This window comes from Luteimonas sp. TWI596, from assembly GCF_039674105.1.
In the GTDB taxonomy this organism is placed as follows: Bacteria; Pseudomonadota; Gammaproteobacteria; order Xanthomonadales; family Xanthomonadaceae; genus Luteimonas.
Genome location: NZ_JBDJMU010000012.1, coordinates 13,403 through 28,895, shown reverse-complemented (window position 1 = coordinate 28,895; position 15,493 = coordinate 13,403). Strand labels below are relative to the sequence as shown.

The following is a 15,493-nucleotide window of genomic DNA, read 5'->3' as shown; positions in this document are numbered from 1 at the left end:
ATGCGGATCAAGGCGCTCGTCCCTGCGCCGCGCTAGCCTGATCCTCCCTTGACTGCGCTGGAGCCTGGACGATGGACAAGACGATGAAGGCGGCGGTGGTCCGCGAGTTCGGCAAACCGCTGGTCATCGAGGAGGTCGAGGTGCCGCGGCCGGCGGCCGGCGACATCCTCGTCAAGATCGAGGCCTGCGGCGTCTGCCATACCGACCTGCATGCGGTCGACGGCGACTGGCCGGTCAAGCCCAACCCGCCGTTCATTCCCGGTCACGAAGGCGTGGGCCACGTGGTCGCGGTCGGCCAGGGCGTGACCCATATCAAGGAAGGCGACCGGGTCGGCATTCCGTGGCTGTACTCGGCCTGTGGCCATTGCGAACACTGCCTGGGCGGCTGGGAGACGCTATGCGAGGCGCAGCAGAACAGCGGCTACTCGGTCAACGGCGGTTTCGCCGAGTACGCGCTGGCCAACGCCGGCTACGTCGGCCATCTGCCGAAGAACGTCGGCTTCGTCGAAATCGCCCCGGTCCTGTGCGCCGGCGTCACCGTCTACAAAGGCCTGAAGGTCACCGACACCAAGCCCGGCGACTGGGTCGTGATCTCGGGGATCGGCGGCCTGGGCCACATGGCGGTGCAGTACGCCCGCGCCATGGGCCTGAACGTGGCCGCCGTCGATGTCGACGACGCCAAGCTCGACCTCGCCACGCGGCTAGGCGCGACGGTCACGGTGAATGCGAAGACCACCGATCCGGTCGCCTACCTGAAGAAGGAGATCGGCGGCGCGCACGGCGCGCTGGTCACCGCGGTCTCGCCCAAGGCCTTCGAGCAGGCGATCGGCATGGTCCGCCGCGGCGGCACGGTCTCGCTCAACGGCCTGCCGCCGGGCGAGTTCCCGCTCGACATCTTCGGCATGGTGCTCAACGGCGTGACCGTGCGCGGCTCGATCGTCGGCACCCGCCTGGACCTGCAGGAGTCGCTGGACTTCGCTGCGCAGGGCAAGGTCGCCGCGACGGTCTCGACCGATCGCCTGGAGAACATCAACGACGTGTTCTCGCGCATGCACGCGGGCAAGATCGAAGGGCGCGTGGTGCTCGATTTCGCGGCCTGATCTGCAGCGTGCCGCCGGCCCGAATGAGGCCGGCGGCACAGGCGCGTCGCAGGGCGTCTGCTACGGTGCACGGCCCTCGTTGCGCCCGCCTGCCGATGCCTCTGCCGTTCGTCGCGTTCCGCTCCGCCCCGTTTCTCGCGTCCCTGTCGCTGGCGATCGCCGCCTGCTGCGCCGCCGTCCCGGCCGGCGCGTTCGATGCGCCGCGCACCCTCGAACGGGTGCGGGTCGACGCCACCCGGCTGCGTGGAGTGTCGGACTTCGACACCCCGGCGTCGGTCGATGCGTTGCGGCTCGACGATGCCGACAGCAACCGCGGCGGCACCGTTGCCTCCGAGCCGCTGGCCGGCGTGCCGGGGCTGCTCGCGCGCGACCGCCAGAACCACGCGCAGGACACCCAGCTGTCGATCCGCGGCTTCGGCGCGCGTTCGACCTTCGGCGTGCGCGGCGTGCGGCTCTATGCCGACGGCATTCCGGCCTCGATGCCCGACGGGCAGGGCCAGCTCTCGCATTTCAGCCTGGTCGGCGGTGATCGGATCGAGATCATGCGCGGGCCGTTCTCGTCGCTGTACGGCAATTCCTCGGGTGGTGTGGTGCAGATCTGGAGCGCCGACGGCGCGCCGGGCGACGACTGGCGGTTCAAGGCCAGCCACGGACGCGATGCCACCACGAGCCTGGCCGCGCAGCTGCGCGGCGGCAGCGAGGCGGTCGGCTACAACCTGGCGCTGTCGCGCTTCGACACCGACGGCTGGCGCGACCACAGCGCCGCGCGCCGCGATTCGGCGAACGCGAAGCTGCGCTTCGATCTGGGCGATCGGCGGCGCCTGGATCTGGTCGCCAACTGGGTCGATATCGACGCCCAGGACCCGCTGGGCCTGAGCGCCGACCAGGTCCGCGCGAACCCGCGCCAGGTCGCGCCGGTGGCGCGGCAGTTCGATACCCGCAAGACGGTGCGCCAGCAGCAGGCCGGCGTCGTCTACGAACACGGTGTGGGCGAGGCGCATACCCTGCGCGCGATGGCCTATGGCGGTGAGCGCGCGGTGGTGCAGGTGCTGCCGATCCCCGCGGCGGCACAGGCCAACCCGCTGAACTCAGGGGGCGTGATCGATCTGGACAACGCCTACGGTGGGCTCGACCTGCGCTGGAGCTGGGAAGGCGCACTCGCCGGCCGGCCGCTGGAACTGACCGTCGGCGCGAACGCCGACCGCCAGCGCCAGCATCGCCAGGGCTTCGAGAACTTCGCCGGCGACGCGCTCGGCGTGCGCGGCGCCCGGCGCCGCGACGAGCGCAACACGGTCGAGAACCGCGACCAGTTCGCACAGGCGTACTGGGCGTTCGCACCGCGCTGGTCGCTGCTGGCCGGCGTGCGCCACAGCGAGGTCGAATTCGTCTCGCGCGATGCCTACGTCACCGCGACCAATCCCGACGACAGCGGTCGCATCGCCTACCGCCAGACGTCGCCGGTCGCCGGGCTGATGTTCGCACCGCGCGACGACCTGCGCGCCTACCTGTCGGCCGGCCGTGGCTTCGAGACGCCGACCTTCAACGAGCTGGGCTATCGCAGCGATGGCGGCGCCGGGCTGGCCTTCGACCTTGCGCCGGCGATCAGCGACAACCTCGAGCTCGGTGCCAAGTGGCGCGCGCCCCCCGGCGCCACGTGGAACGCCGCGCTGTTCCGCGCCGACACCGATGACGAGCTCGCGGTCGCGCGCAATGTGGGCGGCCGCAGCAGTTTCCAGAACGTGGGACGCGCGCGTCGCCAGGGCGCCGAACTGTCGCTGCGCCAGCCGCTGGGCGCGGCCTTCGAACTCCGTGTCGCGGCGACCTGGCTCGATGCGACCTTCCGCGACGCCTACCGCGTCTGCACCGGCGCGGGCTGCACCGTGCCGACGACGCCGGTCGCGGCCGGCGCGCGCATCCCCGGCGTGCCGGCGCGCCAGCTGTTCGCGCGGCTGGATTGGACCGGTGGCCCCTGGAGCGCGGCGATCGAAGGCGTCGGCGTGGGCGATGTCGTGGTCGACGATCTGGCCACCGGGCGCGCCGCGGGCTACGCGCTGCTGCATCTGGAAGGCGCGCGCCGCTGGCGTTTCGAGGCCGGCGAGCTGCGCACGTTCCTGCGCGTGGACAACCTGCTCGATCAGGCCTACATCGGCTCGGTGATCGTCAACGAAGGCAACGGCCGGTTCTACGAACCCGGCCCCGGCCGCGGCGTGCTGCTCGGCGCGCAGTGGACCTGGCACCGCTGAACGAAACATCAGCGCATCGTGCGCAGCCGACGCCTCACACGTCGCCGCCGCTGGCCCAGCCTTCGCCGGTGCCGCGATGGAACACCCGGTCGCTGTCCTGCACCGTGCCGGCATCGATCGCGTCCAGCGACGCCAGCCGCGCATAGATCGGCGCGAAGTCCGGGCGCGTGGCCTCCATCAACTGCTCGAAGCTGTCGATGACGAAGTAGGTCTTCTGGAAGGTGTCGATGCGGTAGCGCGTGCGCATGATCCGCTCGAGATCGAAACCGATGCGGTTGGGCGCGTCGGACTCGAGCGAATGGATCGATTCGCCCTTCGACGACACGATGCCGGCGCCGAAGATGCGCAGGCCCTGGGCCTGCCGGATCAGCCCGAACTCCACCGTGTACCAGTACAGCCGTGTGAGGTGCTGCAGCGCGTCGGGGCCGATCCCGTGCGCCTTGACCCCGCCGCGGCCGTAGGCCTGCATGTAATCGGCGAACACCGGATTCATCAGCAGCGGCACATGGCCGAACAGATCGTGGAACAGGTCCGGTTCCTCGATGTAGTCGATCTGGTCCGGACGGCGGATCCACCACGTCACCGGGAAGCGGCGATTGGCGAGGTGGTCGAAGAAATCGAGCTCCGGCAGCAGGCCCTCGACGCCCATCAGCGTCCAGCCGGTTGCGGCCTCGAGCACGGCGTTGAGCTCGGAGAATTTCGGAATCGCGTCGGGTGTCATGCCCATTGCGTCCTGCGCCTCCAGAAACTCGTCGCAGGCGCGCCCGACCAGCAGCGCGCGCTGGCGCGCATAGAGTGCGGCCCAGGTGGCGTGGTCGTCGGCGCTGTAGTCGTCCCACGGCTGTTCGACGATGCCGGTGGCGTAGACCGGGACCTTGCCCTTGTCGGTCTGCAGGTTCTCGACCCGGCGCGGGGCGCTCGAAGGCTGGGCGGACATCGCACGCTCCTAGGAAGAACACGAGGCTTTCGACGATAACGCCCCAGGCCCGCAACGGGGTTGCGTTCGTTGCGCGCAAGGCTGGTTCGCGCGCAAGATCCGTGCGTCTGAATACGAAATGGAGCAATTCATGGCTGCCGCGACGCTGGACCGCACCGATCTGCTGCTGCTCGCCGAGCTGCAGCGCAACGGCCGACAGAGCAATGCCGACCTCGCCGAGCGCGTGCACCTGTCGGCCTCGGCGTGCCTGCGCCGGGTCCAGCGGCTCGAACGCGACGGGGTCATCGCCGGCTACCGCGCCGAGGTCAATGCCGAGCGCCTGGGGCTTGGGCTGCAGGCGTTCGTTCGCGTGCAGCTCAAGCACCACGACAGCGCTGCGGTCGCCGGATTCGCGCAGCTGGTCGACGACTGGGACGAGGTCGTGGCCTGCCATGCGCTGACCGGCGACATGGACTATCTACTGCAGGTCGCGGTGCGCGACCTCGAGCATTTTTCGCGCTTCCTGCTCGATCGACTGCTCAACCAGCCGGCGGTCGACGACGTCAATTCCAGCTTCGTACTGCGCACCGTCAAGGCCTGGCGCGGGCTGCCGCTGCCGGTCTGAGCGCCGCACCGGTGTTGTGCAGACTGCGGTCAATAGCACCAAGATGGTGCATTGTCTTCCGTCTCGTACCGCACAGAATCGACGCAAGTCATTGATCTGAAGGACGGCCTGCAGTTGGCACGCAGGTTGCTTGATCAGGGGCACACCCAACATCAAGGCGGTCGTTCCCGATGTCCATCGACAACGTCGAAAAGCTGATCAAGGACCACAAGATCGAGTTCATCGATCTGCGCTTCACCGACATGCGCGGCGTGCAGCACCACGTTACGTTCCCGCAGTCGATCGTCGAGCCCGGCCTGTTCGAGGACGGCAAGATGTTCGACGGCTCGTCGATCAGCGGCTGGCGCGGCATCCAGAACTCGGACATGGTGCTGATGCCCGACGCCTCGACCGCGTTCGTCGACCCGTTCACCGCCGACCCGACGCTGGTGATCACCTGCGACATCCTCGACCCGACGACGATGCAGTCCTACGAGCGCGACCCGCGCGGCATCGCCAAGAAGGCCGAGGCCTTCCTCAAGTCCAGCGGCATCGCCGACCAGGCCTTCTTCGGCCCCGAGCCGGAGTTCTTCATCTTCGATTCGGTGCGCTACGGCAACGAAATGGGCCACACCTTCTTCCACATCGATTCGGAAGAGGCGCATTGGAACTCGGCCAAGGAATACGAGGGCGGCAACAGCGGCTACCGGCCCGGCATCAAGGGCGGCTACTTCCCGGTTGCGCCGCTCGACTCGCTGCACGACATCCGTGCCGAGATGTGCAAGACGCTGGCCCAGGTCGGCATCGAGGTCGAAGTCCATCACCACGAGGTCGCCAATGCCGGCCAGTGCGAGATCGGCACCCGCTTCAATTCGCTGGTCGCCAAGTCCGACGAACTGCAGACGCTCAAGTACATCGTCAAGAACGTCGCCTTCCGCAATGGCAAGACCGCGACCTTCATGCCCAAGCCGATCGTCGGCGACAACGGCAGCGGCATGCACGTGCACCAGTCGCTGGCCAAGGGCGGCACCAATCTGTTCACCGGCGACGGCTATGGCGGCCTGAGCCAGACCGCGTTGTGGTACATCGGCGGCGTGTTCAAGCACGCGCGTGCGATCAACGCGTTCGCCAATGCCTCGACCAACTCCTACAAGCGCCTGGTGCCGGGCTTCGAGGCGCCGGTGATGCTGGCCTACTCGGCCTCCAACCGCTCGGCCTCGTGCCGCATCCCGTATGTCGCCAACCCGAAGGCGCGCCGCATCGAGATGCGTTTCCCCGATCCGATGCAGTCGGGCTACCTGACGTTTGCCGCGCTGATGATGGCGGGCCTGGATGGCATCAAGAACCAGATCGACCCGGGCGGCCCCAGCGACAAGGACCTCTACGATCTGCCGCCGGAGGAAGAGAAGAACTTCCCGACCGTGTGCCATTCGCTCGACCAGGCGCTCGAAGCGCTCGACGCCGACCGCGAGTTCCTCAAGGCCGGTGGCGTGTTCACCGACGACTTCATCGATGCCTACATCGCGTTGAAGATGAAGGAAGTCACCGCGTTCCGCAGCGCGACCCATCCGCTGGAGTACCAGTTGTACTACGCGATCTGATGCACCCCAAGGGCCTGCCGCACGGCAGGCCCTTCTTCGTTTCACCGCGCAAGCGGCGCCGTACGCAGTCGACGAGGGATCGAAAGCGGCCAACAGACGCCATAGAGCGCCGGTCGCGGCGGACGACAGCCAGGGGGCAGGTCGCCACGCCGAAGCACCATCTGCTCGGCATCGCCGATGCAAGCAGCAATGACCGGGGAGGGCTTTCCTTTCAGATGAGGAGCCTGTCATGTCGTCATGCAAGCACGTACGCAAGGCCTTGCTGTGCGCAGGATTGCTGTCGGGGGGCGCCGCGCACGCGGAGGTGTCCGGCACGATCACGTTGACCAGCGATTATCTGTTTCGCGGCATCACCCAGACCGACGAGAAACCTGCCCTGCAGGGGGGCGTGGAGTGGGCGCACGAGAGCGGCGTCTATGCCGGCACCTGGGGCAGCAGCATCAGTTGGCTCGCCGACAGCGATCCAGAGGTGTCGAGCCAACTCGAACTCGACGGCTACCTCGGTATCCGCGGCGACTTCGGTGACTCGGGCGTCGGCTGGGATGTCGGTGCCGTGCATTACTGGTATCCGGGCCGCTATCCGGCCGGCTTCGACAAGGCCGACACCACCGAGCTCTATGCCGGGCTGAGCTGGGGAATCCTCAGTGCGAAGTACGCCTACGCCGTGACCGACCTGTTCGGCATTCCCGACTCGGACGGCAGCAGCAACCTTGACGTCGGCCTGGGCTGGGAGTTCGCCCCGGGCTGGTCGCTCAACGGCGCCGCCGGCAAGCAGTGGGTCGCCGGCAGCGCGGGCACGGCGACCTACGCGTTCTGGTCGGCGGGCGTGGGCAAGACCTTCGACAACGGCTTCGACCTCGCCCTGACGTGGCACGACAACGACCTCGTCGGTCCCGACGACACCCTCACTTTCGCGATCACCCAGTCGTTCTGACACGGCGATCGTGCAACCGGAGACATCCATGAAACTGATCACCGCGATCATCCGCCCCTTCAAGCTCGACGAGGTCCGCGAGGCGCTCGGCGAGGCCGGCGTGACCGGCCTGACGGTCACCGAGGTCAAGGGGTTCGGACGTCAGAAGGGCCACACCGAGCTCTACCGCGGCGCGGAGTACGTCGTCGACTTCCTGCCCAAGCTCAAGATCGAATGCGCGGTCACCGACGAAGCCTACGAGGCCGCGCTCGAGGCGATTACCGCGGCCGCGGCGACCGGCAAGGTCGGCGACGGCAAGGTCTTCGTCGTCGCGCTCGAACAGGTCCTGCGTATCCGTACCGGCGAGATCGGCGCCGATGCGCTCTAACCCCATCCGGAGACATGCCATGAACTCGATCCAAACCCGCGGGTGGACCACCCGGATGCAGGCGGCGGGCCTGTCGCTGCTGTGCGCGCTCGCACTGCTCGGCGTCTCGACCGGCGCGATGGCACAGGCTCCCGAGGCGACGCCCCCGATGTTCGACAGCGGCAACGTCGCCTGGATGCTGACCTCCACGCTGCTGGTGTTGATGATGGTGGTGCCGGGACTGGCGCTGTTCTACGGCGGCATGGTCCGCGCCAAGAACGTGTTGTCGGTGCTGGTGCAAGTGCTGGTGGTGTTTTCGGTGGTGATCCTGCTGTGGATCGCCTACGGCTACAGCGCCGCGTTCACCCCCGGCAACGCATTCTTCGGCTCGTTCACCGACAAGGCCTTCCTGCGCGGGATCACCCCGCAGAGCGATGCCGGCGGCTTGCCGGAGTTCCTGTTCGTGGTGTTCCAGTCGACCTTCGCCGGGATCACCGCCGCACTGGTGATCGGCGCTTTCGCCGAGCGCATCAAGTTCTGCGCGGTGCTGCTGTTCTCGGTGCTGTGGGTCACGTTCGCCTACCTGCCGATGGTCCACATGGTGTGGAGCGGCGAGGACGGGTTCCTCGCCCACAAGGGCGTGATCGACTTCGCCGGCGGTACCGTGGTGCACATCAATGCCGGCATCGCGGGACTGATCGGCGCGTACTTCGTCGGCCGCCGACTGGGCTACGGCCGCGAGGCGCTCAAGCCGCACAGCGTGCCGTTCACCTTCATCGGCGCCTCGCTGCTGTGGGTCGGCTGGTTCGGCTTCAATGCCGGTTCGGCGTTGGCCGCCGACGCCAGTGCGGCGTTGGCGATGATCAACACGATGGTGGCCACGGCTGCCGGCGTGGTCGCCTGGAGCCTGGTCGAAGCGATCAGCAAGGGGCGACCGTCGGCACTGGGCGCAGCCTCGGGCGCAGTGGCCGGCCTGGTCGGTGTGACGCCGGCTGCCGGCAGCGTCGGGCCGATCGGCGCACTGGTGATCGGCGTGGCCGCTGGCGCGGTCTGCGTGTGGGGCGTCAACGGCCTCAAGCGCCTGCTGCGCGCCGACGACACCGCCGACGTGTTCGGCGTGCACGCGGTGGGCGGCATCGTCGGCGCGATCCTGACCGGCGTCTTCAGCGATGCCTCGCTCGGCGGCACTGGGATCGAGGGCTCGATCGGCGCCCAGGTCTGGGCGCAGACCTTCAGCGTGCTGTTCACGATTCTCTGGTGCGCCGTCGTCACCACGCTCGCGATCCTGGTCACGCGCGCGGTCGTCGGGCTGCGCGTGAGCGAGGAGGACGAGCGCCAAGGCCTGGACATCGTCTCGCACGGTGAATCGGCCTACGAGAGCTGATCGGGGAAGGGGCCGCGCGGGCGGCAGTGGGGACTGCCGCCCGCGCCTGCAGGCAAGCAGGCGCGATTTGTCCGCGGCGCGGCGGCGGGGCTAGGATGCCGTCCACATGATCGGCCCCCGCCCTTGTCGATGACCGCCGCGCTGCACGTCGCCGTGCTCGAGGACGAGGCCATGCTCCGCGAGCGGATCCTGCTGCCCGGTCTGCAGCGTTTCGGCTTCGCCGCGGTCGGGTTCGAGACCATCGCGGCCTTGCGCGCGCATCTCGATGCGCACCCGGTCGACCTGGTCGTCCTCGACGTCGGCCTGCCCGATGGCGACGGCTTCAGTCTTGCGCGCGCGCTGCGTGAGACGCGCCCGCAGTTGGGCGTGGTGATGCTGACCAGCCGCGCCGAGACCGGCGACCGCGTTCGCGGCTTGACCGAGGGCGCGGACGCGTATCTCACCAAGCCGATCGAGATCGATCTGCTCGCCGCCACGCTGCACAGCCTCGCGCGGCGCCTGGAGACCATCGCGCCCGCTGGTATGCCCGCCACGCCGCATGGGTGGCGTCTGAGTGCCGACGGTTGGTGCTTGCTGTCGCCATCGGGCGGCTCTGCGGCACTGACCCAGAGCGAACGGCGGCTGTGCCGGCGGCTGTTCGACACCCCCGGCGAGCTGGTGGCGCGCGAAGCGCTGATCGAGGCCTTGACCGACCAGATCCACGACTTCGATGCGCACCGCATCGACTCGATGATCCATCGTCTGCGCAGCAAGGCCCGCACCCGCTGCGGCGAGATGTTGCCGCTGACGGCCGTGCACGGCCGCGGCTACATGCTCACGCCACAGGGCTGAGCGGCAACGCGATCCGGAACGTGGTGCCGACGCCCGGCGCGCTGGTCACGGCGATCGTGCCGCCGGCGGTGGTCACCAACTCGTGCACCACCGCCAGACCCAGGCCGGTGCCGCTGTCGGCGGGCTTGGTGCTGAAAAAGGGCTCGAACACGCGTGCGGCCACCTCGGGCGGCATGCCCGCACCGTCGTCGTGCAGGGCGATCGCGACATGGTCGGGTGCGCGTCGTGCCTGGATGTCGAATGCGCCCGTGCCACCGATCGCATCGCGCGCATTGGAGGCCAGGTTGAGCAGCATCAGTTCGAACTGGCTGCGGTCGAACAGGATCGGCAGCGGCGCGGTGTCGCGATCGAAACGCAGCACGATGCGCGCATCGAGCAGTTGCCGGAGCATCGGCTGCAGCGCGTCGATCGCCTCGCCGGCGTCGAACACCTCGGCCTGGGTGTTGTCGCGGCGATTGAAGCGCAGCAGTCGGCGGCTGATCGCCATGCCGCGGCGCGCCGACGCTTCGACCGACGCCAGGCTGTTTTCGAGTTGTGCGGCGCGCTGCGCATCGCTGCCGCCGTCGTCCTCGTGGCGCTCGGCCGAAAACCCCGCGATGACCGAGAAGATGTTGTTGAAATCGTGCGCCATTCCACTGGCCATGCGCTCGGTGATCTCTTTCTTCTGCGCATGGATGAGCTGGGCGTGCGTGCGCTCGCGTTCACGGATCTCCTGCTCGAGCGCGGCGCCGCGCGCATTGGATTCGCGCAGGCTCTCGCGCAGCGCCTCGGTCGTGCGGTCGATGAGGATGGCGACGAGCAGATAGGTGAACAGCACCGACGGCAGGTTGTAGAACGCACGGGCCGGCGTCTGTGCGAACAGCACGTATGCGTCGTGCACCGCGCCCAGCACCACGCTCGATGCGAGCAGCGCAAAGCTCGTCCACAGCGCGCGCCGCCCCAGCACCAGGCCGCTGAGCAGCATCACCAGCAGTTGCGCGAGCTGGTCGGGAATCTGCTGTTGCAGGCCGTTGAGCGCCATGTTCACCGCGAACACCGCCAGCAGCACGCCGATCAGCAGCTTGACCGCCAGGCGGAAGCGGCCATAGCGGATCAGCGCCAAGCCACCCAGTGCGATCAGGCCGATCGCCAGGCTCATCGACAACGAGACGGCGATCTGCCACGGCAGCCCTTCGGCACGCAGCATCGGCCAACTCGCCACCAGGGCGAACGCCACTGTCGCAGGCACGGTGACGCCGAGAAACAGCAACAGCCCCTGGATCACGCGCGCATTGCGTTGATCGACCGGGTCTTGGACCGGTGCGCGATCGAGCCAGTGCAGGAACGGGCGGTACATGGCGAGTCCGGCAGGCCGTGAGAATCGCGTGATCTTCCGGCGAGATGTTGCGGGTGACAAGAGGCGCCGGCCGCTCGTACGGTCGCAGACGGGGACGCCCTACCCGATCGGGATGACAGGGCCAAGACACGGAAGCCAGTGATGGCGGGCGCAGGCCCGCCGCACGGCTTCGCTCGCCTTCACGAAACGCCTGCTGGAGACCTCCGAAATGAATCGCATCTACCGCACCCTCTGGAACGCCGAGCTCGGTCGCATGGTCGTGGCTTCGGAGCTTGCGCGCAGCCATGGTGGGCGTCGCGCCGCCGCGCTCGTCGCCGGCATCGCGCTGGCCTTGCCGTTGACGGCGATGGCGCAGGCCACCGCCATCGGTGTGCAGGCGTACGAAATGCCCGGGGCCGTCGACGACACCACGCAGGGCCGGTACTTCCAGGCCAGCGGTAGCGCCGAGAGCGACGCTGGCGCTTACGTCGAGGGCGACAACGCCCTTGCGGCAGGCGAGGCGGCCTCCGCGATCGGCAATGGCGCGGCGGCGCTGGGCGCGGGGGCGGTCGCCTACGCCGACAACGCAACCGCGCTCGGGCACGACAGCCTGGCCACGGGCACGTCCGCGACCGCCCTGGGCGGCGTGTTGCAACTGGACTACAGCGCAGTCGGCGAGTTCGGCGTGGTCCTCGACCAGCAGACGGCTGCCAACGGGCTGGCCGCCACGGCGCTGGGCGCAGGCGCACGCGCCGACGACGACTTCAACACCGCGATCGGCACACAGACCGAGACCAGCGGCAAGTCGGCGGTCGCGATCGGCGGCATCGTCGACGTGCTCGAGGAGCAGCTCGGCAGTGATTTCGCCGGCCGCGAACTGCAGAACACCCAGGCGGTCGGCCGCTTGTCGACCGCCATTGGCGGCGGCGCCCAGGCGACTGACTACGCCGCGACCGCGATCGGCGCGCTGTCGCGGGCCAGCGGCATCCGCGCGGTTGCGATCGGCTACGGCAGCCAGGCCCTGGCCTATGACGCCACCGCGCTCGGCGACCGCGCTGTCGCCGGGGACGAGTGGGCGACCGCGGTCGGCGGCGGCGCCCGCGCCACGCACCTGCGGTCCAGCGCCCTGGGCAGCTTCGCCAGCGCGATGGCCGAGAACGCCACGGCGGTCGGTCAGGCCGCGATGGCCAACAATGTCAACAGCACCGCCGTGGGCAGCGGCTCCTGGGCGGCAGGCGCCAACAGCATCGCGATCGGCAAAGCGTTTGTGTGGAACAGCAACCCATGGGGCGAGGAAACCGTGCTGTTCACCGATGGCATCGCGATCGGCACCGATGCTGAGGTGCACGGTGGCCGCTCGATCGCGATCGGCGCCGGTGCCATCGTTGGCGGGTGGAGCATGCCCGACGACAATGGCCTGCCGCGCAATGTCGAAGACGCCGTTGCACTGGGCGCCGGTGCGGTGGCCGATCGCGACCGCTCGGTCTCTGTGGGACATACGGGCGCCGAGCGCCAGATCACCCATGTTGCGGCTGGCACCGAGGCGACCGACGCGGTGAATCTGGCGCAACTCGACGCGGTGGCCGCCGAGGCCTCGCGCTACCTTCAGGCGACGGGCAGCGCTGACAGCGATGCGGGCGCCTACGCCGAGGGCGAGAATGCGCTGGCGGCCGGCGAGGCGGCCTCTGCAGTCGGCGCCGGTACGGTCGCGCTCGGGGCCGGCGCGGTGTCGTATGCGAACAACGCCACTGCGCTTGGCCGCGACAGCCTGGCGGTCGGCGACTCGTCGACCGCGCTCGGCGGCATCCTCGACATCGACTACAGCGCCCTGCCGCGCGGCGTGGTGATCCACAGCCAGACCGCCGCCTCGGGGCTGGGCGCAACGGCTGCGGGCGCCGGCGCCCAGGCCAACGGCGACTTCAATACCGCGATCGGTGCGCAATCGGAGACCAGCGGCAAGTCGGCCGTCGCGGTCGGCGGCATCGTCGACGTGCGCGAGGACGAGATCGGCTCGAACTTCGCGGGCCAAGTCCTGCGCAACACCAAGGCGCAGGGCCGCCTGTCGACGGCGCTCGGCGGCGGCGCGCAGGCCACCGAGTACGCGGCGACGGCGATCGGTGCATTGGCTGAAGCCACCGCCATCCGCTCGATCGCGATCGGCTATCGGACACGGGCCACCGCTTACGATGCGATCGCGATCGGCGATCGCGCACAGGCCACGTTCGACTTCACCACGGCGATCGGCTCGGGCGCGCGCGCCAACGCCAAGGGCACCACGGTGATCGGGTCGAGCGCAAACGCCCTCTATGAAGGTGGCACGGCACTGGGTAATGCGGCATCTGCCCGCAACGTCAACGCCGTCGCGCTCGGCGCGGCGTCGGCCGCGGCCGGGCAGAACTCGATCGCGATCGGCAACCGATCGATGGTCTGGAACGGCGACTTCTTCTCGCCGTCGCCGATCCTCTATCTCAACAGCATCGCCATCGGCGTCGGCACCAACACCTACGGCACGGACTCGATCGCGCTGGGCACTTCGGCGATCGTCGGTCGCCAGCAGGCCAATGGCCTGTGGACGGGCGTCGACAACAGCGTCGCCCTGGGCGCGAACTCGTGGGCGAACCGAGAGAACACGATCTCGGTCGGCCGTGCGGGCGCCGAACGTCAGATCGCCAACGTCGCCGCCGGCACCGAAGCAACCGATGCGGTGAACCTGGCGCAGCTCGATGCCGTCGCCGATGGCCTGGGCGAGCTGTCGGCCAATGCCGTGGCCTACGACGCCACCGACAAGGCGCGCATCTCGTTGGCCGGTGCCGAGGGCACGGCGATCACCAATGTCGCCGCGGGCGACCTCACCGAAGACAGCACCGATGCGGTGAATGGCGGTCAGCTGTTCGAGACCAACACGCGCGTGACCCAGGTGGAGGGCCGCGTGGACGACCTGGACACGCGCATCGGCGATGTGGCCGGCGTCGCGCAGAACGCGGTGGCTTACGACGACGCCGACAAGACGCGCATCTCGTTGGCCGGCGCCGAGGGCACGGTGCTGTCGAACCTGGCTGCGGGCGCGGTGTCGGCCGACAGCACCCAGGCCATCAACGGCGCCCAGCTGCACAGCGGTCTGCAGAGCATGGCCGACGTCCTGGGCGGCGGCGCCGCGGTCACTGCGTTTGGCACCCTGGCCGCCCCGAGCTATGCCGTGCAGGGCACGCAGTACGCCTCGATCGGTGCGACGTTCGCCGCGCTCGACGTGCAGATCAGCCAGCTCAAGACCCGCATCGGGTCGGTCGAGACCGTGATCGACAGCAACCAAGGCACCAACGACCGGGTCGCGGTCGGGGGCGGCGCCCCGGCCACGGTGGGCGCGGACACCAATGCGGTGGCAGTCGGCGCAGGCGCCGCGGCCAATGGCGCCAACGGGGTCGCGCTTGGCGGTGATGCCTATGCGCACGGGCCCAACGACACGGCCGTCGGCGGCAACGCGCAGGTCCATGCCGATGGCAGCACTGCGATCGGCGCCAACAGCCGCATCTCCGCCGAGGCGACCAATGCCGTGGCGGTGGGCGAAAGCGCTTCGGTCACCGCGGCTTCCGGCACCGCGCTCGGCCAGGGGGCCAGCGTCACCGCGCAGGGCGCGGTCGCCCTCGGCCAGGGCTCGGTGGCCGACCGTGCCCAGACCGTCTCGGTCGGCAGCGCGGGTGCCGAGCGGCAGATCGCCAACGTTGCCGCCGGCACCCAGGCGACCGATGCGGCCAACGTCGCCCAGGTCCGCGCCGGCGTCACCGAGGCCAAGGCCTATGCCGACACCACCGCGACCCAGGCGGTGGCTTCGTCCAAGGCCTACACCGACCAGCGCCTGGCCGCGTGGGGCGACCAGTTCGAAGCCTATCGCGGCGATGTCGAGCGTCGTTTCAGCGATGTCGACCGGCGCATGGACCGCCAGGGCGCGATGAGCGCGGCGATGCTCAACATGGCCACCAATGCCGCCGGCACGCAGAGCCCGCGCGGGCGCGTGGCGGTGGGCGCCGGTTTCCAGAGCGGCGAGCAGGCGTTGTCGATCGGCTATGCCAAGCGGGTCGGCGAGCGCGCGTCCTTCAGTCTCGGCGGCGCGTTCAGCGGCGACGAGAAGTCGGCCGGCTTCGGTTTCGGCATCGACCTGTGACACCCCGGCGCCGTCATGCGACGGCGCCGCTTTCGCGGTATCCCCTTCTTCGACGGAGAC

The 15,493-nt window shown here is 69.1% G+C and carries 11 protein-coding genes; 9 read left to right on the top strand and 2 right to left on the bottom strand.

From position 1 onward, the window contains the following. Positions 1–71 precede the first annotated feature (71 nt). Positions 72–1,100, top strand: coding sequence for an alcohol dehydrogenase AdhP (gene adhP / locus ABE487_RS10730; protein ID WP_346452259.1), 1,029 nt, complete (start codon positions 72–74; stop codon positions 1,098–1,100). Positions 1,101–1,195: 95 nt separating this feature from the next. Next, positions 1,196–3,343 carry a TonB-dependent receptor gene (locus ABE487_RS10725; RefSeq protein ID WP_346452258.1) on the top strand — a complete coding sequence of 716 codons (2,148 nt, stop codon included), beginning with the start codon at positions 1,196–1,198 and terminating at the stop codon, positions 3,341–3,343. Positions 3,344–3,377: 34 nt separating this feature from the next. Here the strand turns inward: ABE487_RS10725 and phhA are convergent, their stop codons facing one another. Further along, positions 3,378–4,280, bottom strand: a complete 903-nt coding sequence (phhA, locus tag ABE487_RS10720) for a phenylalanine 4-monooxygenase (RefSeq protein WP_346452257.1) — start codon at positions 4,278–4,280, stop codon at positions 3,378–3,380. Between the two features lie 130 nt (positions 4,281–4,410). On the opposite strand from phhA, the gene ABE487_RS10715 reads away from it, so the two are divergent. From ABE487_RS10715 to ABE487_RS10690, 6 genes are all read left to right on the top strand, one after another. After that, the gene (locus ABE487_RS10715) at positions 4,411–4,884 is read left to right on the top strand and encodes an Lrp/AsnC family transcriptional regulator (RefSeq protein ID WP_346442071.1); all 474 of its coding nucleotides are present in this window, start codon (positions 4,411–4,413) and stop codon (positions 4,882–4,884) included. Between the two features lie 170 nt (positions 4,885–5,054). Next, positions 5,055–6,464, top strand: coding sequence for a type I glutamate--ammonia ligase (glnA, locus tag ABE487_RS10710; RefSeq protein WP_346442072.1), 1,410 nt, complete (start codon positions 5,055–5,057; stop codon positions 6,462–6,464). A 229-nt stretch (positions 6,465–6,693) separates the two neighbouring features. Beyond that, a complete protein-coding gene (locus ABE487_RS10705; protein ID WP_346442073.1) occupies positions 6,694–7,398 on the top strand; it encodes a TorF family putative porin in 705 nt (234 codons plus the stop codon). Between the two features lie 28 nt (positions 7,399–7,426). Next, a complete protein-coding gene (locus ABE487_RS10700; RefSeq protein ID WP_183425138.1) occupies positions 7,427–7,765 on the top strand; it encodes a P-II family nitrogen regulator in 339 nt (112 codons plus the stop codon). A 19-nt stretch (positions 7,766–7,784) separates the two neighbouring features. Continuing rightward, positions 7,785–9,128: an ammonium transporter gene (gene amt, locus ABE487_RS10695; RefSeq protein WP_346442074.1), complete on the top strand. Its 1,344-nt coding sequence runs from the start codon at positions 7,785–7,787 to the stop codon at positions 9,126–9,128. A gap of 129 nt (positions 9,129–9,257) precedes the next feature. Further along, on the top strand, positions 9,258–9,959 hold the full coding sequence (locus ABE487_RS10690; protein ID WP_346442075.1) for a response regulator transcription factor: 702 nt from the start codon (positions 9,258–9,260) through the stop codon (positions 9,957–9,959). On the opposite strand, the gene ABE487_RS10685 is transcribed toward ABE487_RS10690, so the two are convergent. Next, on the bottom strand, positions 9,943–11,295 hold the full coding sequence (locus tag ABE487_RS10685) for an ATP-binding protein (RefSeq protein ID WP_346442076.1): 1,353 nt from the start codon (positions 11,293–11,295) through the stop codon (positions 9,943–9,945). The genes ABE487_RS10690 and ABE487_RS10685 overlap by 17 nt on opposite strands. A 208-nt stretch (positions 11,296–11,503) precedes the next feature. Between ABE487_RS10685 and ABE487_RS10680 the strand changes: the two genes are divergently transcribed. Further along, positions 11,504–15,433 (top strand): ESPR-type extended signal peptide-containing protein, encoded by a 3,930-nt coding sequence (locus tag ABE487_RS10680; RefSeq protein WP_346452256.1) that lies wholly within the window; start codon positions 11,504–11,506, stop codon positions 15,431–15,433. Positions 15,434–15,493 lie beyond the last annotated feature (60 nt).

Excerpts from the sequence above, each read along its gene's own strand:
- adhP (WP_346452259.1), top strand. The coding sequence starts at position 72 with ATGGACAAGACGATGAAGGCGGCGGTGGTCCGCGAGTTCGGCAAACCG.
- ABE487_RS10705 (WP_346442073.1), top strand. The coding sequence starts at position 6,694 with ATGTCGTCATGCAAGCACGTACGCAAGGCCTTGCTGTGCGCAGGATTG.
- ABE487_RS10680 (WP_346452256.1), top strand. The coding sequence starts at position 11,504 with ATGAATCGCATCTACCGCACCCTCTGGAACGCCGAGCTCGGTCGCATG.
- ABE487_RS10690 (WP_346442075.1), top strand. The coding sequence starts at position 9,258 with ATGACCGCCGCGCTGCACGTCGCCGTGCTCGAGGACGAGGCCATGCTC.
- ABE487_RS10685 (WP_346442076.1), bottom strand. The coding sequence starts at position 11,295 with ATGTACCGCCCGTTCCTGCACTGGCTCGATCGCGCACCGGTCCAAGAC.
- phhA (WP_346452257.1), bottom strand. The coding sequence starts at position 4,280 with ATGTCCGCCCAGCCTTCGAGCGCCCCGCGCCGGGTCGAGAACCTGCAG.
- glnA (WP_346442072.1), top strand. The coding sequence starts at position 5,055 with ATGTCCATCGACAACGTCGAAAAGCTGATCAAGGACCACAAGATCGAG.
- ABE487_RS10700 (WP_183425138.1), top strand. The coding sequence starts at position 7,427 with ATGAAACTGATCACCGCGATCATCCGCCCCTTCAAGCTCGACGAGGTC.
- ABE487_RS10725 (WP_346452258.1), top strand. The coding sequence starts at position 1,196 with ATGCCTCTGCCGTTCGTCGCGTTCCGCTCCGCCCCGTTTCTCGCGTCC.
- ABE487_RS10715 (WP_346442071.1), top strand. The coding sequence starts at position 4,411 with ATGGCTGCCGCGACGCTGGACCGCACCGATCTGCTGCTGCTCGCCGAG.
- amt (WP_346442074.1), top strand. The coding sequence starts at position 7,785 with ATGAACTCGATCCAAACCCGCGGGTGGACCACCCGGATGCAGGCGGCG.